The following is a 17,926-nucleotide window of genomic DNA, read 5'->3' as shown; positions in this document are numbered from 1 at the left end:
GGTGTGCTCAGCGCTCCGTGCGGCCGGGTCCCGTCCCGGTCGCGGTGACCGTGACGCGCTCCCCCGCGCGGGCCCGGATCCGGACCTCGTCGCCGTGCCTGCGGACCTCGGCACGGCCGCGCACGGAGATCCGCCACCTGCCCGCCTCCGTCGGCAGCGAGATCTCGGTGACGCCCCGGCGCCCCGCCGTGTAGACGAGCCGGTAGGTGCGGCCGGTGTCGTCGTAGGTGTCGGAGTGGACGGTTCCGGCGACGGCGGGCGCGTACGGGGTGGCGGTGCGCTCCTTGTTGGCCGCGAAGGCACCGTTCTCGTCCAGGGCGCAGTAGCCCCCGCCGTAGCACCACACGTAGCCCGCCCAGCCCGAGGTGTAGCGGCTCAGGGAGTTCATCGCGTCCCGGTAGAAGCGGCCCATCATCGGCAGCCCGTTGTTCAGCGGGCCCCACTCCCCGACGACGACCGGGACGCGCCGCTGTCGCGGGTACGCGGTGACGGCCGCCTCGTACGACTCGATCCAGCCGGCCGACGGGTCGTAGTCGGCGCCCGCCTCCATCGCGGTGTTGTAGAAGTGCGGGGCGTAGACGGTCCGGTGGTCCCCGATCGCGCCCAGGCCGGTGGGCACGCCCTCGCCGACGATGGGGGTGGGTTCGACGAACAGCCAGTTGGCGCGGTCGACCGAACGGACCGCGCGGGCCAGCCGGTTGTACATCGGGGTGAGCTGCCGGGCCTCGATGCGGCGGGCGGCCGTCGGCAGGTCCTCGCCCTCGGCGAGCTCCCCCATCGGCTCGTTGATCAGGTCGTAGCCGAGGACGGCGGGGTGGTGACGGAAGCGTTCGGCGACGACCTGCCACATCCGGGCCTGGGCGCGCTGGAGGTCGGGGTCCTCGTAGAGGTGGGTGAAGGCGCGCTGGACGGCGGGTTCGAAGTACTCCGAGAACCAGTCGTCGGGGTTCGGTGTGAAGGGCAGCCCGTCGGTGCGGGTCGCCCAGGCGGGGATGCCGCGGTGGCCGAACGCCGGGCCGAACACGTCCTGGTGGGCGTCGAGCAGCACCTGGATGTCGTACTTCCGCGCCCAGTCGAGGATCCGGTCGATCCGGCGCAGGTACTCGGCGCTGTAGTGGCCCCGGCGTGGCTCCAGGTCGTCCCAGAAGAAGAGCAGCCGGGCGAAGTTGAAGCCCTTGGCCCGCAGGTCGCGGAAGTGTTTCTCGGTGATGGCGGTGAGTGCCCGGTCACCGCTGTTCGCCTTGTCCTCGACGTTCCAGCCGCGCAGGGTGAGCGTGCGCCCGGCGTCGTCGGTGAGGCGGGGGATGCCGGCCCGTTCGGGGGCCGGCGCCGGTGGTGCGGGACGTGCGTCGGCGGCGGGGGCGAGCGCCCCCGCCGCGAGCACGAACGACGTGACGATCGAGGTGAGTACGCTGCCCATTCGTATCCGCGTCCGCATTCGCATGGCGCAGATCAGAGCAGCTCACCCCGGACACCTCAAGAGCAGGTGAGCACAATCTTTCCGAACTGGTCGCCCGATTCCAGCCGTTCGAAGCCCTCGCGGGCCCGGTCCAGCGGCAGCACCTCGTCGATGACGGGCCGCACCCCGCTCGTCGCGCAGAACGCCAGCAGGTCCTCCAGCTCGTCCTTGGAGCCCATGGTCGAGCCGACGACCTTCAGCTCCAGGAAGAAGATCCGGGTCAGCTCGGCGTGCGAGGGCCGGTCGCCGCTGGTCGCGCCGGAGATGACGATCGTGCCGCCGGGGCGCAGCGACTTCACCGAGTGGGACCAGGTGGCGGCCCCGACCGTCTCGATGACCGCGTCCACGCGCCGCGGCAGCCGCGCGCCCGGTTCGAACGCCTCGGTCGCGCCGAGCTCGACGGCGCGCCGGCGCCTGGCCTCGTCGCGGCTGGTGGCGTAGATCCGCAGTCCGGCCGCCCGGCCGAGCACGATCGCCGCCGTGGCGACGCCGCCGCCGGCCCCCTGGACGAGGACCGAGTCGCCGGGGCGCACCCCCGCGTTGGTGAAGAGCATCCGGTACGCGGTGAGCCAGGCGGTCGGCAGGCAGGCGGCCTGCTCGAAGGTGAGCTCCTTCGGCTTGGGCAGCACGTTCCAGCTGGGGACGGTGACCCGCTCCGCGAAGGTGCCCTGATAGCGCTCGGTGAGGATGGAGCGGGGCTCCCCCGGTCCGACGCCGTGGCCGCTCTGGCCGATGACGGAGTGCAGGACGACCTCGTTGCCGTTCTCGTCGATCCCGGCGGCGTCGCAGCCGAGGATCATCGGCAGCTTGTCCTCCGCGAGGCCGACGCCGCGCAGGGACCAGAGGTCGTGGTGGTTGAGGGAGGCGGCCCGTACGTCGACGGTGGTCCAGCCGGGCCGCGCCTCGGGAGCGGGGCGTTCACCCAGCTCAAGGCCGTTGAGGGGGTGGTCACGGTCGATGCGGGATGCGTAGGCGGCGAACATGGCCCCGACGATAGGCCGGGGCACGGGCCCGCGTAACCGGCCACGGGTGTGACGCGCACCGCGCCCCCTCCCCGCCGGCCTGCCGACGCGTACGGGCACGGAAAAGGGCGGGGTGCGGAACGGGTCCGCCGCGGGCGGGCCCTCCCGCCCGCGGCCACACTCCTCGACCGGGCACCCACACCCGCGTCCGCACCCCGCCCGGGGCCTCCGTCCGGGTCCCGCCGGCCCGCCGCACCCGACGGCCGGCGGTCCGGACGGAGATCCGGGGATCAGCGCCGGGCCACGCCCTCGGCGCGGGCCGCCGCGGCCACCGCGGCGGTGACCGCCGGGGCCACCCGCTCGTCGAACGGCGACGGGATCACGTAGTCGGCGGCCAGCTCGTCGCCCACGACGTCGGCCAGCGCGTTCGCCGCGGCGATCTTCATGCCCTCGGTGATCCGGGAGGCCCGGACCTGGAGGGCGCCCGCGAAGATGCCGGGGAAGGCCAGCACGTTGTTGATCTGGTTGGGGTAGTCGGACCGCCCGGTCGCCACGACGGACGCGTACTTGTGCGCGACGTCGGGGTGGACCTCGGGGTTCGGGTTGGCCATGGCGAAGACGAACGCGCCGGGCGCCATCGAGGCGACGGCCGCCTCGGGGACCGTGCCGCCGGAGACGCCGATGAAGACGTCCGCGCCGGCCAGCGCGCTCTCCAGCGTGCCGGAGATCCCGGCCCGGTTGGTGATCCCGGCCAGCTCCCGCTTGACCTCCGTCAGGTCCTCGCGGTCCCGGCTGACGATGCCCTTGCGGTCGGCCACGGCGACGTCGCCGAGCCCCGCCTCCAGCAGGAACTTGGCGATGGCCACCCCGGCCGCGCCCGCGCCGGAGATCACCGCGCGCAGGTCGCCGAGGCTGCGGCCGGACAGCTTCGCGGCGTTGCGCAGGGCCGCGAGCGTCACGACCGCGGTGCCGTGCTGGTCGTCGTGGAAGACCGGGATGTCGAGCCGCTCCTGGAGCTTGCGCTCGATCTCGAAGCAGCGCGGCGCCGAGATGTCCTCCAGGTTGACCCCGCCGAAGGACGGCGCGAGCCGGACGACGGTCTCGACGATCTCGTCCGCGTCGGTGGTCGCGAGCGCGATCGGCACCGCGTCCACTCCGCCGAACTGCTTGAAGAGGATCGCCTTGCCCTCCATCACCGGGAGGGATGCCTCGGGCCCGATGTCGCCGAGGCCGAGCACCGCGGTGCCGTCCGTCACGACGGCGACGACCTGCGACTTCCAGGTGTAGTCGTGGACCAGCTCGGGATTCTCGGCGATGGCGCTGCACACCTTGGCGACGCCGGGGGTGTACGCGAGGGAAAGGTCGTCCTTGTCGCGGATCGGGACGGTGGCCTGCACGGCCATCTTCCCGCCGCGGTGGAGCGCGAAGGCCGGATCGAACGGCTCATCGGTGGTGCTGTCGGTGGTGCTGTCGCTGCGAGGATTGACGATCTCCGCTGCCATGGTGTTGACCCCTTAAGTCTTCATCGTTTGAGGGTGGCCACTCCTGGTTGAGGAGGGGTGGGCGGGCACCGCGTACGTGCCCTGCACCGGCGGTTGGCCCGCCCCGGCAGGGGGAAATACATACGCGCGGGCGCGCCGCACACGCGCCCTGAGCCCCGGATGAGGGGTGTAAAGGTCTTTCTTACCGGACGGACCGCATTACGGACGAGTTCATAACAGTGCGGTGACGTGGCTCATAGTCGAATATCAGGACAAGTAGAACAAGCGACGAAAAAGTGTCCGTCTGTCGAGACGCGCCACAGATCCTCCGGCGCGGACGGGGAAACCCCAAAGATGGTCCGGTGCGAGCGCTGCGGACCCTGATGTTCCGGGTCCGCCCGTTATCCGATTTTGACATGACAGGCCCCCTGAACGGACTAGTCCGAATGGCAAGATGCCCTAATCACACAGGGCGGCGACATCCGACGTCGTGTGTCTGCACTGCCTGGCAACACCACGCACAACTGCCGGAGGAACCTGATCATGACCGCATGCACCACTCGTCGTACGTCTGCGAAACACCGAATTGCAGCGGTCGGCACCATCGCGGTCGCCGGCACCATGCTGCTGACCGCCTGTGGCGATCAGACCAACAGCGGGTCGACGAAGACCGGCGGAGAGACCACTTCCAGGAACAGCGCCCCGCTCTTCGACAAGCTGCCCGAGAAGTACCAGAAGTCCGGCGTCATCAAAGTCGGCACGAATGCCGAGTACGCCCCGATGGAGTCGGTGGAGAACGGCAAGATCGTCGGTGTCGACCCCGATATCGCCGAGGCCCTGGGCAAGCAGCTGGGTGTGAGGTTCACGTTCACCTCAGGCTCCTTCGACGGTCTGATCACCGCGCTGAACACCGGGCGCCACGACATGGCCATGTCGTCCATCACGGACAACAAGCAGCGCCAGGAGGGTCTGGACGACAAGGGCAAGAAGCTCGGCAAGGGCGTCGACTTCGTCGACTACTTCCTGGCCGGCACCGCCGTCTACACCAAGAAGGGCAACCCCGAGGGCATCAAGTCCATCGAGGACCTGTGCGGCAGGACCACGGCGGTCCAGCGCGGCACCACGTACGAGGCGACCCTGCAGAAGCAGTCCAAGGCGTGCGAGGCGGACGGCAAGAAGCCCGTCGACATCGAGTCGTTCGAGAACGACACCGAGGCCCAGACCCGGGTGAAGTCCGGTGGCGCGGTCGCCGGGGTCAACGACTACCCGGTCGCGCTCGACCTGTCCCGCAAGTCCGGCGGCGGCAAGGACTTCGAGGTCGTCGGCGAGCAGGTGGACGCCGGCCCGTTCGGCATCGCCGTGAGCAAGGACAACACCGCACTGCGTGACGTGCTCAAGGAAGCCGTGGACGCGATCATCGCCGACGGCTCCTACAAGAAGGTGCTCGACAAGTGGGGCGCGGGCACGGGGGCGATCGACAAGGCCGCCATCAACGGCGGCAAGTGACCGGCTTCCCAGCGAAGGGCAGTCACCATGACTGACAAGTTCGACAAGGTGCCCGGCGGTCCGTCGCCCGTCGCCTCACCCGTCTCCAAGGCGTCCTCGGTCGCCCCGGAGGCCATCCGGGCCATTCCCGTACGGCACTACGGCCGCTGGGTCAGTGGCATCGTTGTCTTCGCGCTCCTCGCCACCCTCGTGTACGCCTTCTCGCAGGGCAACATCCAGTGGCAGGCCGTCCAGGACAAGGTCTTCGACAAGACCGTCCTGGCCGGGGCGAGCCGCACCCTGCTGATCAGCGTGCTGGCGATGGTGCTCGGCGTGGCGCTGGGCGTGCTCCTCGCGGTGATGCGGCTCTCGAAGAACCCCGTCACGAGCTGGGTCGCCTGGCTCTACATCTGGTTCTTCCGCGGCACACCGGTCTATGTGCAGCTGCTGCTCTGGTTCAACCTGGCCCTGATCTTCCCGATCCTGAACATCCCGTTCATCTACAAGGACGAGATGACCGATGTGATGACGCCGTTCATGTGCGCCCTGCTGGGCCTCGGCCTCAACGAGGCCGCGTACATGGCGGAGATCTGCCGGGCCGGCATCCAGTCGGTGGACGAGGGCCAGACCGAGGCGTCGCACGCGCTGGGCATGACGCAGGCGAAGACCATGCGCCGCGTGGTGCTCCCGCAGGCGCTGCGGGTGATCATCCCGCCGACCGGCAACGAGTTCATCAACATGCTGAAGACCTCGTCGCTGGTGTACGCGGTCACGTACAACGAGCTGCTGCGCTCCACCTCGCAGATCGGTTCGACCAGTTACGCGGTGATGGAGATGCTCTTCGTCGCCTCGATCTGGTACATCGTGATGACCAGCGTGTTCAGCGTGGGCCAGTACTACCTGGAGCGTCGTTACGCCCGGGGCAGCCTGCGGAGTCTGCCGCCCACCCCGTGGCAGCGGGTCAGGGCCAACCTCGCGTCGCTCAGCAACCGCCGCACGGGAGGTGCCTCCGCATGAACGCCATGGTGAAGGCCGAGGGCGTCCACAAGTCCTTCGGCGCCGCGCACATCCTCAAGGGCATCGACCTGGAGGTCGCCCCGCGGGAGGTCTTCTGCCTGATCGGCCCGTCCGGTTCCGGCAAGTCGACCTTCCTGCGGTGCATCAACCACCTGGAGAAGATCAACGCCGGCCGGCTGTACGTGGACGGCGACCTGGTGGGCTACCGCCAGAAGGGCGACAAGCTGTACGAGCTCAAGGACAGCGAGGTCGCCCTGAAGCGCCGGGACATCGGCATGGTCTTCCAGCGCTTCAACCTCTTCCCCCACATGACGGCGCTGGAGAACGTCATGGAGGCCCCGGTCCAGGTCAAGGGCGAGTCCAAGGCCGTGGCCAGGGCCCGTGCCGAACGGCTGCTGGACCGGGTCGGCCTGGCCGGCAAGGCGAAGAACTTCCCCTCCCAGCTGTCCGGCGGCCAGCAGCAGCGGGTGGCCATCGCCCGTGCCCTGGCCATGGAGCCGAAGCTGATGCTCTTCGACGAGCCGACGTCGGCGCTCGACCCGGAGCTGGTGGGCGACGTCCTGGACGTCATGCGCGACCTCGCGGAGGACGGCATGACGATGGTCGTCGTCACCCATGAGATGGGCTTCGCCCGCGAGGTCGGCGACGCGCTGGTCTTCATGGACGACGGCGTGGTGGTCGAGGCGGGCCACCCGCGCGACGTGCTGACCAACCCGCAGCACGACCGGACGAAGTCCTTCCTGTCGAAGGTGCTGTAGCGGCATCGCAGGGGACACGGAGGGGCGGTACGGACCGATTCCGTACCGCCCCTCCGGCGTTCCCGGAGCCCCCTCCTCCTTGCTTCTACTTCACCGCGAGCACCAGGGTGTCCGAGGGGGACGCCCAGACGGGCCGCGCCTCGCCGAAGCCCGCCTTGCGCAGGGTCTCGACGTGCCAGGCCACGGAGGGCATGTCGCCGTCCGCGTGCTCGCCGTAGATCCGGTACCGCTCGGCGGTGGGCTCGGCGAGCGCCGGGTCCTCGGCGGCCAGGGCCCACCAGTCGGCCCAGTCCAGCGCGCCCGCGGCCCTGGCCCGGTCCATGGCCGCGTGCCGGTGGGCGCGCTCGGCCGCGTTGATCCGGGGAGTGGCGGTGTCGATCATGTGGTCGGCGTTCATGAACACCCCGCCGTCCCGGACGAGCCCTCCGATGTGCCCGTAGAGCGCGGTGAGCGGCTCGGCGTGCAGCCAGTGCAGGGCGGTGGCGGTGAGGACCGCGTCGTACGAGTCGTACGGCAACCGCCCCGCCCACTCCGGGTCCTTGAGGTCGGCGGTGACGAAGTCGACCCGCCCGTCGCCCTCGAAGTGGCCGCGCGCGATGGTGAGCAGCGCCGGGTCGAGATCCACCCCGGTACTGGTGGCTTCCGGGAACCGCTTCAGCAGCCGGTCCGTAATACTTCCCGTACCGCACGCGAGGTCCAGCACCCTCGGCCGCGGCCCCACGAGGGCCTCGACCATGTCCAGCATCACCCGGAACCGTTCCTCGCGGTCGGGCATGTACCACTCCTGCTGCCGGTCCCAGCTCTCCTGCCAGGCCCGCCAGTCCGTACCGGTCGTTTCCGCCACCACCAGAACCTCCATGTAATACCCTGGGCCCATAAAAGCCCATTACAGCGTTGGCTGCATCGACCTTAGACCGCCACCGTAAGGACTACAAGTGGAACTGGCCTATTACTCGGACTATGCCGTGCGCCTGGTCAACACCGAGGAGCCGGCCCGCAACAAGGACTGCCTCACCTCCGTCGAGGCGATCCGGGAGCTGTTCGGCCCCAACCGCCAGGCGGCCCGGCGGGCGACCGACACGGACGTGACCCGCTTCAGGTCCGTACGGGCCCGGCTGCGCGCGGTCTTCGAGGCGGCCGACGGCGGCGACGAGACCCTCGCCGTCGACCTGCTCAACTCGCTGCTGCTGGAGTTCCCGGTCAGCCCGCAGATCTCCGGGCACGAGACCCGGGACGAGGACGGCAAGCCGGACTGGCACATGCACCTGGCGGACCACCCGTCGAACGCCACGGCCGGGTACGCCGCCATCGCGGCGATGGGCCTCGCCTTCCACCTCACCTCGTACGGGGTCGACCGGCTCGGCCTGTGCGAGGCGCCGCCGTGCCGCAACGCCTACCTCGACACCTCCACCAACCGGTCCCGCCGCTACTGCTCGGACCGTTGCGCCACCCGGGCCAACGTGGCCGCCTACCGGGCCCGGAAACGCCTGGAGACCGAGCGCGCCGCCGAGACCGGCCGCAACGCGGAGACGGCCCAGGCCACCACGCCCAGCACCGACCGCTGACCCTTCTTCAGCGGGCGGTAGCGCACCCGGGCGGTGGCCAGCACGAGCTCCTCCGGCACCGTCCCGTAATCCGTGCTGTCACCGCCCGCGAAGGTGTTGTCCGCCAGCACCCACCAGCCGCCCCGCCGCCGCTCGGCGGCCCGCTTGACGACGAGCAGGTCCTGCTGGAACGGATGCCGCAGGATCACCACGTCACCGGGCCGCACCCGCGCCCCGTACTGCACGAGCAGCCAGTCCCCGTGATGGAGCGTCGGCACCATCGACGGCCCGGTCACCTCCACCACCTGGAACGGGACCCGCCCGGCCCGCCCCTGCGCCGTCCCGGGCACCTCCGGCATCTCCGGCACCTCCCGCATCCCTCCGGCACCTCCCGCTCCCTCGGTAAACGTCCTGATACGGCGTTCCGTACATTCGGCCACTGGTCTCATCCTCGCCCCGGACTTTTGGCCTAAGCCCACGGGGGCACCCACAAAAACCCCTCTCCCACCGAGTAATGTCCCACCTGAGAAGACGATCACGAGGAAGGACAGCTCAATGCTTTCCCGCCTGTTTGCCCCCAAGGTGAAGGTCAGCGCCCACTGCGACCTGCCCTGCGGCGTGTACGACCCGGCCCAGGCCCGCATCGAGGCGGAGTCCGTCAAGGCCGTCCAGGAGAAGTACCAGGCCAACGAGGACCCGCACTTCCGGGCCCGCGCGGTGGTCATCAAGGAGCAGCGCGCCGAGCTCGCCAAGCACCACATCTCGGTGCTGTGGAGCGACTACTTCAAGCCCCCGCACTTCGAGAAGTACCCGGAGCTGCACCAGCTGGTCAACGACGCCCTGAAGGCCCTGTCGGCCGCGAAGGCGTCCACGGACCCGGCGACGGGCCAGAAGGCGCTGGACTACATCGCCCAGATCGACAAGATCTTCTGGGAGACGAAGAAGGCCTGACCTTCCTCCCGCTCTGCTCCACCCGCCCCCTCCCGGGGGCCGACCGCACCCGGTCCGCAGTTCGCCGTCGACGGCGTCCGTGGCGGCCGGGTGCGGTCTTCTTTTTTCCGGTGCGGGTGCATGTGGATCCGCGGCGTGGTGACAGCGGGGGCCGTGGGGCAGGGGTCGTCAGGGGCCCGGCCGGATCGGTCGCATCGGTTCCGGAGAAAATCGGCCCCGGGGTTCCCAGCGGCCGGCCTCTCGGACGTCATCCCGTCGAACGGGCTCAAGCCCCTGAACGGAACCGAGGTAAGCCCCCTTGACATCCGAATCCGTACCGACGCGGGCATTACCGGCGCAGAGGCAGCGCCGCGTCCCGGAACTGTTGCGCCTCCGCAGGAAAACCCCCCGCACGATCGACGAGCAGCTGGAGGACCTCGCCCGCGCATCGGCCTCCTACTTCCCGGCGATCGCTCGTCGGCTCGGGCAGCACAACCGCTCCCAGCTGGTCGAGGACGTCTGGCAGAACGCCTTCGCCAAGGTGACCGAGCGGCTGCGCGAGGACGCCGGGTCCGTGGGCGACCTCCGCGCCTACATGCGCCAGGTATGCGTCAACTGCGCCGTCGACGAACTCCGCCTCATCCGGCGCCGTTCCGAGATCCTCGTCGGTGACGAGACCGCCACGCTGGAGAAGCGGGAGAACGCCGAACTCGACGCCTCCGGCGTGTACTACGCCGACATCCGTGACGAACTCAAGGCGCTGCTGACCCCGATGGAGCACCGGGCGGTGTTCCTCACCTCGGTGCTCGACTTCACCTCGGACCGGGCGGCGGAGCTCATGGACGTCTCCCCCAGTTCGGTCCGCAAGGCCCTGGGGCGAGCCCGGGAGAAAGTGGCGAGGCGCAAACCCGATCTCGGCCAGGAGGCGTAGCCGCTGCCCAGGGTGCGCGCTCCCGTTCGCCCGCGCGGCGGGAGCGCGCGCCCGAGGGAGGGACTATCCCGCCTCCAGTCATAAGGAAAGGAACCCATGTGCTGACCGTTCTTCTCCACCTGCCGATCTCATGGTGCACAGCCTTGCTCAATGCCGTTGTCGTCCGTTTCGACCGATGGAGGCGACCCAGGCCGGACTTCTCCGTCTTCGCCGCTCGAAGCGCGGCTTCCGCAGTGTCCGCGACGGGCTTGCGGTCCGCTCCGGGCGAGGGGCTGCAGCCCCGGCAGGCGTAGGTCCGATCGCTCGGGGCGGTTCCGGAACCCTCGGGGGAGGCGCCGGAGACGTCCCGACAAGGGGTGACCCCCCACGGGCCGGGCCCCGCAGTGGATGTTCCCACTGCGGGGCCCGGCCCTCGTCGTATCCGGTGAAGGCCACCGCACACGACACCTCACGGAGACCGGGATGACCATCCGCCGAAGCCGCCCCGCCCTGACGCTCGCCCGCGTCGACCGACTGCTGATCACCGCCGAGCGGGACGTCGCCGACCGGCGGACGGCGTACGAGGCGGCCAAGGCCGAGCGACGCCGCGTGCGTCGCCTGAAGGTGGCCGCGCGCTCCCGGGTTCGCCGTGTCGCGCTCCGCCGGGCACGGCCCGCCCTGCGCCTCGCCCTCGTGCTGTGCGGCCTGTCGTCGTTCGTCGTCGGGGTGGCGTTCCTGGGCCTCCATCGGGCCGGTGGCCCCGAGTTGCTCGGGGTGACCGCCGCCGCCTGGTCTCTCTGCGCGGCGGTCCCGAAGGCCCGTTGACCACCTGTCCGGCCGCATCGGCGGGGGCGGTACGGCGGAGCTAGTGGGAATCCTCCAAGCCCGGTCGGGCATCGTTGTGCCGGTCAAGGCCACCGTGTTCCTCCGTGCGGCCGCAGACTTGCAGGACGGGGCGGCCTGGGCGGCCGTCGCGTCCATGTCCGTGACGACACCTGGGGCACCACACCGTGAGCGAACGCGTCATTGCGCCCAAGAGCCGGGGCTTCCTGTTCCTGGACTCCCACCCCGACGGCTGCCGGCAGCTGGTGGACGAGATGTGGCGTGCCGTCCCCGTCCCGGTCGCCGCCGAGGGCGAGGGGCCGGTGGCCCTGGTCATCGGTTCGTCCGCCGGATACGGGCTGGCCGCCACGATCGCGGGCCTGGCCCGGGCCGGTATCCGCGGCATCGGCGTGTGCTTCGAGAAGGCGCCCGCGCGGCGCACCGGCACGGCCGGCTGGTACCGCACCGCCGCCACCGCCCGGCTCGCCCGGGAGCACGGGCGGGACATCGTCTTCCTCAACGGCGACGCGTTCGGCGACGCGATGAAGGAGCAGGTCGCCGACCTCCTCGTCGAGCGGTTCGGGGGACGGCTCGACTACCTGATCTACTCGGTGGCCGCGCCCCGCCGCACCGACCCGGACACCGGCGACGTGTACGCCTCGGTCCTCAAGCCGATCGGTTCGCCGTACACCACCAAGACCCTCGCCTTCGACGAGAACGGCGTGCCGGAGGTGAAGGAGGTCACCACCGCACCGGCCGAGGGCGACGACATCGAGCAGACCGTGGCGGTGATGGGCGGCGACGACTGGGAGCGGTGGATCACGTTCCTGGCCGACCGGTCCCTGCTCGCCGACGGCTTCACCACCGCCGCCCTGTCCTACATCGGCTCGCCGCTCACCGGGGCGATCTACCGGCAGGGCACCATCGGCGCCGCGAAGTCCCATCTGGAGGCCACCGCGCGCACGTTGGACGAGCGGCTCGGGAAGACCGTGGGCGGCCGGGCCGTGACGTCGGTCAACGCCGCCGCCGTCACCCAGTCCTCCACCGCGATCCCCGGCATCGCCCTATACGTCGGCCTGCTGCGCGGCGTCCTCGGCGACACCATGGTGGCCCCGATCGGGCAACTGGTTCAGCTGTGGGACCAGTTGACCGGGGTCCGCCCCCTCGAAACCGACGACGAGGGCCGGGTCCGCCTCGACACCTGGGAACTCGACCCCGCCGTGCAGGACGCCGTCGCCGAGCGCTGGGCCACCGCCACCAGCGACAGCATCACCGAGCTCGCCGACCTCGACTGGTTCAGCGAGGAGGTCCGTCGCCTCTACGGTTTCTCCGTCCCCGGCATCGACTACACCGCCGCCGTCGAGACCGACGTCCCCTGGCCCGTTCCCACCGCCTGACCCGCACCACGGGCGCCCCCGTTCCGCGACACACGCGAGCGGGGGCGCCGCAGTCCGTGCGCGGTTCACGGGACGCGGGCCCGGCCGTTCCGGCGGCCGGGTGCCGAGGGCGCTCAGGCCGGTCGCCCCGCGTCGTGCCTCCGTACGGACGGGAGGGCCAACACCATCGCGACTGCGGCCAGTTGCCACAGCACCCCGAACCCCAGGAGCCGGTCCACGCCCACGACTCCCGACACCGGCCCGGCCAGTGCCAGGCCGAGCGGCCCCAGGGCGAAGGCGCCCAGGCTGTCGAAGGCGCCGATGCGGCCGCGGGCCTCGGCGGGGATCTCGCGCTGGATGACGGTCGCCATGAGGGCGCTGCACACCGCCGCACCGCCTCCCGCGACGAGCGCGGCGGCCGCCACCCAGGCCAGCGGCGCCCGCACGGCCAGTGCGGCGACCGGAACGGCCCAGCCGACGGACGCGGCCACGGACCAGGCGACCGCCCGGCCGGGGCTCCTGCCGAGCAGCGCCAGGCCGCCGACGACCGAGCCGGCGCCGTACAGGGCCAGCACCAGCCCCCAGGCCCTCGCGCCGCCGAGCCGCTGCTGGGCGAGCATCGGCCCCAGCACCAGGAACGGCGCCCAGAGGAAGAAGTTGAAGAGACCGATGTGCAGGGTCGTGACCCACAGCCAGGTGCGGGAGGTGAACTCCTTCCAGCCCAGGCCCAGTTCGGCGAGCAGCCCGCGGCGGGGCGCGGCCGGCCGTGACAGGGGCAGCCCGGCCAGGGCCAGGACGCTCACGCCGTAGCTGACCGCGTCGACGGCGACCACCGTGCCCGCGTCGGCGACCGCGATGAGCAGGCCGGCCAGGCCCGGCCCCGCGACCGAGGTCACCGCCTGGGTGATCTGCAGCAGCGCGTTGGCGTCCGCGAGGTCGTCCTCGGGGACGAGGCCGGGCACCAGGGCCGTCAGTCCCGGGCTGAATCCCCCCTCGCCGATTCCGAGGACCACCGCCAGCACGACCACTTCCCAGACCCTCGCACTGTGGGTGAACAGCAGCACGGCCAGCACGCCCTGGGAGCCGAACCGCAGCAGGTCCGACGTCAGCATGACCGCACGGGCCCCGAGCCGGTCGGTCAGTACGCCGCCGAGCAGCAGCACGGCCAGCACCGCGAGGATCCGGGCCGCCATCACCACCCCGACGGCGTCGACCCCGCCGCCGGGCAGCTGCAGCACGGCGAAGGCCGTGGCGATCGTGTTCATCCCGGAGCCGAGCAGCGACGTGCTCTGGCCGACGAGGAAACGGCGGAATCGCGAGTGCCGCAGAACGCGCAGCCGGTGCACGGCGGTCCGGGTCCCGGGCACGGCGGGAGAGCGGGTACGAAGCGTCATGGGTCCGCACTCTCCCTCCGCCGAACCATTTCCCACAAGCGTTTCCGGAAAGAAAGTTGAGCCTTTTGCCATCAGTTTTACTTCTTCGCGAACCGGCGCAGTAAATAGCCTTCATTTACTGCAACATGGCTGGTGGTAGGCTCAGTTGAAAACTTCCGGAAGAGCAATTACGAAGCCCATTTACTGCGGGAGGGCGAGATGGGGGAACATCACATCGACGACGCGGGCACGCCCCGCCCGGCGCCGGTGGAATACGGTGCCGCCGTCGATCGCTATCTCGCCGCGGCCGACCTCGGGAGCGCCTCCCGCCGCGTCTACCGCATTTCGCTGCTCGGGTGGGCCTGGCCGTTGGTCGACCGGCGGGCGCCGACCGGCCGCGAGCGCAGGGGCGCCCGTCCGCCCGTCGTTCCGCTCGCCCTGCTCGACGCCCCGGAGGCGGCGGAGCGGCTGCGGAGGGGACTGGCCGACCGCGCCGGCACCGCGCGACCGCGCACGCTGGACCGCGAGCTGGCCTGCCTCCGGGCTGCCACGGCGTGGTGGTCGGCGCGGGGCTGGATCACCGCGGACCCGGCCGCCGGGCTGGTACCGCCGACGCCGCGCCCCGACCCGGCGCCCGCCCCCGTCGACGCTTCTGTTCCCGTGGTCACCGTCGCAACGCCGGCCGTCGGCGTTCCGGACCGGGCCCGCGCCGCCCTCGCCCTGCGGGCTCCCCTCAGGGAGTTGACACTGTGGCACCTCCTGCACGAGTCGCGGGCCGCCGTCGAGCAGGTGCTCGCCCTCGACATCGACCACCTCGACCTGCCCGCCCGGCGCACCAGGGGGAGCGCGCCGGGGACCCTGCGCTGGGGGCCGGGCGCGGCACGTCTGCTGCCCATGCTGCTGGCCGGGCGCACCGCGGGGCCGGTGTTCGTCACCGGCCGGCGGGCCCCGGCCGGTACGGCAGCGGCCGAGCGCTGTCCGGTGACCGGCCGGGGGCGGCTTTCCTACCGCCGGGCCGCGGAGCTCTTCACCGCCGCGACCCGACCGCTCGATCCGGCCGGACGCGGCTGGACCCTGATCGTCCTGCGCGACCGGACGCCCCGGAGCGGGCGGGCCGCCGGATGACACACCGGCGGCCGGCCGCCGGGCGCCCCGTACGCCCCGCGGTTCAGCTCGCGGAGGCGGGGCCGGGCGGGATGTGGACCGTCATGATCAGGTGGCAGGTCTCGGTGCCCGCCCCTCGGTAGGTGTGGGGGGTGTCGCCGTCGAACGTGGCGGTCTGCCCGGCCTCGACGGGGTGCTCGGTGCCGTCGACGACCAGGATCATCCGGCCGGAGGTGACGCTGAGGGTCTCCACGACCCCGGCCTGGTGGGGGTGGCTGGGGTACTCCTCGTCCGGTCGCAGCCGCCAGCGCCAGATCTCCACGGGCGCCGGGCCCGAGGTGGTCAGCATGAGCCGGGCCTCGCCGCCGTGCCCGCCGGTCCACAGGGGCGCCACGGCATCGGCGGTCACGACCCGGACGCGGCCTTCGGAGGGGCCCTGCATCAGGGCGGAGACGGAGATGCCGAGGGTGTCGGCCAGCCGGACCAGGGTGGCCAGGTTGGGGTTGCCCTGGGCCTTCTCCAGTCCCACCAGGGCCCCCTTGCTGACCTGGGCGCGCCGGCCGAGCTCCTCCAGGGACAGGCCGGCCCTGATGCGGGCCGCCCGGACGTTGTGCGCGACCGTCCGCAGGGCCGCGGCCGTCTCGGTCACGGGATCACCATCTCTCACAGCTGAACTATTTCGATGAACCGTCCGGTCGTTTCATTGACACACCCCGGTCGGTCCGTTGTACGGTGCGGTCATTCCACTGAATGGTAAGGGATGTGCTGTGATCGCTCTGCTGCTGGCCCTGGGCAGCTCGCTCGCTTACGGGTGCGCCGACTTCCTGGGCGGCCTCGGCGCCCGCAAGGCCCATGTGCTGCGTACCGTGATGATCGCGGCCCCGGCCAGCCTCGTGGTCGAACTGCTGCTGTGGCCCGTGCTCGGCGCCTCGTTCAGCGCCGGCGCCCTCGGCTGGGGCGCCGCGTCGGGGGTCGCGTCGGCCGCCGCGTTCGCGTTGCTCTACCGCACCCTGGCGATCGGGCCGATGAACGTGCTGTCGCCCGTCACCGCGCTGGTGTCCGCGGCCCTGCCCGTCGGCGTGGGCCTGTTGCAGGGCGAGCACCTGGCCGCCGCCGGGCTGATCGGCCTGCCGCTCGCGCTGGTCGCGGTGGTGCTGGTCAGCGCCGGGCACGGCGCCGGGGCGGCACGGCCCTCCCGCACGGCGCTGCTGCTGGCCTTCGGGGCCGGTGCCGCCATCGCCCTCCAGCTGGTCTTCCTGCACCAGGCGCCCGCCGACAGCGGGGTGGCCCCGCTGCTCATCGGCCGGACGGTCTCCTCGGCGATCACCCTGACCGCGGCGGGGCTGCTGCGCCGCCGGCTGGGCCCGGAGCGGCCGGCGTACGCGACCTCGGCGGCCGCGGGTGCGCTGGACTCCGTGGCGAACCTGCTGTTCCTGCTCGCCGCCCGCAGCGGGGACCTCGCCGTCGTCGCCGTGATCACCGCCCTCTATCCGGTCGGCACGGTCCTGCTCGCCCGCAGCGTGCTCGCCGAGCGCATCCATCGCGGCCAGCTCGTCGGCCTGGGCACCGCCGCCGTCGCCGTCGGCCTCCTCGCCCTGACCTGAATCCGGGCTCCCCCGGAATCCTCACCCCTTCGCCCCCGTACGCACGCAGAAAACGGAACCACGCACCATGCCCGCCTTCCGCATCGCCCCCGCCGTCGTGGAGTCCTTCCCCGGCACCCTCATCGCCCTGGTCACCGCCACCGGTCTGCGCGGCCGCGAGCCCTGGCCCGGCACCGTCGCCGCCCTGGCGGAGCTGGAGGAACGGCTCGCCGACGGCAGCTGGCGCCCCGCCGACGAGACCGATCCCCGCATCGAGGCGTGGCACACCGCCTACCGCTCCTTCGGCACCAACCCCCGCCGCGTCCGCCCCAGCGTCGACGCGCTCGGCCGCCGCCTCGCCAAGAAGGGCACCCTCCCGCGCATCAACCCGCCCGTCGACTCCTACAACGCCGTCTCCGTCCGGCACGGTCTGCCCGCCGGGGCCTTCGACCTGGGCCGGGTCACCGGCGACGTCGAGATCCGGCACGCCGACGGCTCCGAGTCCTTCACCCCGCTCGGCGAACCCGGCACCGTCGAGAACCCCGGTCCCGGCGAGATCGTCTACGCGGACACCACCGGCGTCCTGACCCGGCACTGGAACCACCGCGACGCCCACCGCACCCGGGTCACCGAGGACTCCGCGGACGTCGTGTTCATCCTCGAAACCCTCCATGCCGCCCGTGACGGCCACCTCGTCGAGTCCGCCGCGCACGAACTGCGGGACCTGCTCGCCCCGCACGCCGACCGGACCGCGGTGCACCACCTGGACGCGGCGCGGCCCCGGGTCACCGTCTGAGCCCCGTTCCCCCGATGCCCGGCCGTGCCCATCCGCTCCACCGGCAGCGCGGCGCGCAGCCGGGCGCCGACGGAGGATGCCGGGGTGTCCACGAGGACCGTTCGGTTCGTCATGCCCCCCGACGATGCCGCCCCTCCCCCGGCCGGGGCATCGGAGCAGGGCCCGGACCTCGGGGTCGGACCTGGGTATGACATCGCGCGCCCCGCACGATCACGTCGTGTTCCTCCCGCGCGATCACGCCATGCGCCCCGGGTGACCGGAGCGGGCCGGTCGCCCGGCGCGGAGTGCACCCGTGTCGTCGGGCGGGTTCGGGGCCGTCCGCGGGG

18 protein-coding genes are annotated in these 17,926 nt (G+C 71.7%); 11 read left to right on the top strand and 7 right to left on the bottom strand.

Translation table 11 applies throughout. The features are described from left to right. Positions 1–7 precede the first annotated feature (7 nt). The 3 genes from ACFYW1_RS11615 to ACFYW1_RS11605 all read right to left on the bottom strand — a co-directional run bounded on the left by ACFYW1_RS11615 (position 8) and on the right by ACFYW1_RS11605 (position 3,923). Positions 8–1,420 (bottom strand): cellulase family glycosylhydrolase, encoded by a 1,413-nt coding sequence (locus ACFYW1_RS11615; protein WP_388990386.1) that lies wholly within the window; start codon positions 1,418–1,420, stop codon positions 8–10. 56 nt (positions 1,421–1,476) lie between these two features. Continuing rightward, positions 1,477–2,442, bottom strand: coding sequence for a zinc-binding dehydrogenase (locus tag ACFYW1_RS11610; protein WP_388990384.1), 966 nt, complete (start codon positions 2,440–2,442; stop codon positions 1,477–1,479). A 269-nt stretch (positions 2,443–2,711) separates the two neighbouring features. Next, positions 2,712–3,923 carry an NADP-dependent malic enzyme gene (locus ACFYW1_RS11605; protein ID WP_388990382.1) on the bottom strand — a complete coding sequence of 404 codons (1,212 nt, stop codon included), beginning with the start codon at positions 3,921–3,923 and terminating at the stop codon, positions 2,712–2,714. 522 nt (positions 3,924–4,445) lie between these two features. On the opposite strand from ACFYW1_RS11605, the gene ACFYW1_RS11600 reads away from it, so the two are divergent. From ACFYW1_RS11600 to ACFYW1_RS11590, 3 genes are read left to right on the top strand one after another with little or no spacing between them, the layout of a single operon-like run. Further along, positions 4,446–5,408: an ABC transporter substrate-binding protein gene (locus ACFYW1_RS11600; protein ID WP_388990380.1), complete on the top strand. Its 963-nt coding sequence runs from the start codon at positions 4,446–4,448 to the stop codon at positions 5,406–5,408. 27 nt (positions 5,409–5,435) lie between these two features. Beyond that, entirely contained in the window at positions 5,436–6,404 is a 969-nt protein-coding gene (locus ACFYW1_RS11595; RefSeq protein ID WP_388990378.1) for an amino acid ABC transporter permease, read from the top strand. After that, entirely contained in the window at positions 6,401–7,162 is a 762-nt protein-coding gene (locus ACFYW1_RS11590) for an amino acid ABC transporter ATP-binding protein (RefSeq protein WP_148839159.1), read from the top strand. Before ACFYW1_RS11595 ends, ACFYW1_RS11590 begins: the two co-directional genes overlap by 4 nt. Before the next feature lie 85 nt (positions 7,163–7,247). Here the strand turns inward: ACFYW1_RS11590 and ACFYW1_RS11585 are convergent, their stop codons facing one another. Then, positions 7,248–8,006: a class I SAM-dependent methyltransferase gene (locus ACFYW1_RS11585; RefSeq protein ID WP_388990780.1), complete on the bottom strand. Its 759-nt coding sequence runs from the start codon at positions 8,004–8,006 to the stop codon at positions 7,248–7,250. 91 nt (positions 8,007–8,097) lie between these two features. Here ACFYW1_RS11585 and ACFYW1_RS11580 point away from each other — a divergent pair, with 91 nt between their 5' ends. Continuing rightward, positions 8,098–8,727 (top strand): CGNR zinc finger domain-containing protein, encoded by a 630-nt coding sequence (locus ACFYW1_RS11580; RefSeq protein ID WP_388990375.1) that lies wholly within the window; start codon positions 8,098–8,100, stop codon positions 8,725–8,727. Here ACFYW1_RS11580 and sodX read toward each other — a convergent pair. After that, positions 8,631–9,083, bottom strand: coding sequence for a nickel-type superoxide dismutase maturation protease (gene sodX, locus ACFYW1_RS11575; protein WP_388990373.1), 453 nt, complete (start codon positions 9,081–9,083; stop codon positions 8,631–8,633). The two genes, ACFYW1_RS11580 and sodX, sit on opposite strands and share 97 nt — an antisense overlap. Before the next feature lie 178 nt (positions 9,084–9,261). Between sodX and sodN the strand changes: the two genes are divergently transcribed. From sodN to fabV, 4 genes are all read left to right on the top strand, one after another. Next, positions 9,262–9,657 carry a superoxide dismutase, Ni gene (gene sodN, locus ACFYW1_RS11570; RefSeq protein ID WP_072483792.1) on the top strand — a complete coding sequence of 132 codons (396 nt, stop codon included), beginning with the start codon at positions 9,262–9,264 and terminating at the stop codon, positions 9,655–9,657. Positions 9,658–10,021: 364 nt separating this feature from the next. Then, positions 10,022–10,567, top strand: coding sequence for an RNA polymerase sigma factor (locus ACFYW1_RS11565; RefSeq protein WP_388990371.1), 546 nt, complete (start codon positions 10,022–10,024; stop codon positions 10,565–10,567). A 462-nt stretch (positions 10,568–11,029) separates the two neighbouring features. Beyond that, positions 11,030–11,371 carry a hypothetical protein gene (locus ACFYW1_RS11560; protein ID WP_388990369.1) on the top strand — a complete coding sequence of 114 codons (342 nt, stop codon included), beginning with the start codon at positions 11,030–11,032 and terminating at the stop codon, positions 11,369–11,371. Between the two features lie 185 nt (positions 11,372–11,556). Next, complete coding sequence (gene fabV, locus ACFYW1_RS11555; RefSeq protein WP_388990367.1) at positions 11,557–12,765, top strand: enoyl-[acyl-carrier-protein] reductase FabV; 1,209 nt, start codon at positions 11,557–11,559, stop codon at positions 12,763–12,765. Positions 12,766–12,878: 113 nt separating this feature from the next. On the opposite strand, the gene ACFYW1_RS11550 is transcribed toward fabV, so the two are convergent. After that, positions 12,879–14,138: an MFS transporter gene (locus ACFYW1_RS11550; RefSeq protein ID WP_388990365.1), complete on the bottom strand. Its 1,260-nt coding sequence runs from the start codon at positions 14,136–14,138 to the stop codon at positions 12,879–12,881. 198 nt (positions 14,139–14,336) lie between these two features. Here ACFYW1_RS11550 and ACFYW1_RS11545 point away from each other — a divergent pair, with 198 nt between their 5' ends. Then, a complete protein-coding gene (locus tag ACFYW1_RS11545; RefSeq protein ID WP_388990363.1) occupies positions 14,337–15,242 on the top strand; it encodes a hypothetical protein in 906 nt (301 codons plus the stop codon). A 43-nt stretch (positions 15,243–15,285) separates the two neighbouring features. On the opposite strand, the gene ACFYW1_RS11540 is transcribed toward ACFYW1_RS11545, so the two are convergent. Continuing rightward, positions 15,286–15,870: a helix-turn-helix domain-containing protein gene (locus ACFYW1_RS11540; protein WP_388990361.1), complete on the bottom strand. Its 585-nt coding sequence runs from the start codon at positions 15,868–15,870 to the stop codon at positions 15,286–15,288. Positions 15,871–15,988: 118 nt separating this feature from the next. Here ACFYW1_RS11540 and ACFYW1_RS11535 point away from each other — a divergent pair, with 118 nt between their 5' ends. Both ACFYW1_RS11535 and ACFYW1_RS11530 read left to right on the top strand, forming a co-directional pair. Then, complete coding sequence (locus ACFYW1_RS11535; RefSeq protein ID WP_388990359.1) at positions 15,989–16,825, top strand: EamA family transporter; 837 nt, start codon at positions 15,989–15,991, stop codon at positions 16,823–16,825. A gap of 67 nt (positions 16,826–16,892) precedes the next feature. Further along, positions 16,893–17,600: a B3/4 domain-containing protein gene (locus ACFYW1_RS11530; RefSeq protein ID WP_388990357.1), complete on the top strand. Its 708-nt coding sequence runs from the start codon at positions 16,893–16,895 to the stop codon at positions 17,598–17,600. Positions 17,601–17,926 lie beyond the last annotated feature (326 nt).

This window comes from Streptomyces sp. NPDC002669 (assembly GCF_042889165.1).
Taxonomy (GTDB): domain Bacteria; phylum Actinomycetota; class Actinomycetes; order Streptomycetales; family Streptomycetaceae; genus Streptomyces.
The sequence above is the reverse complement of the archived record's forward strand: the minus strand, read 5'-3'. Positions and strand labels throughout refer to the sequence as shown.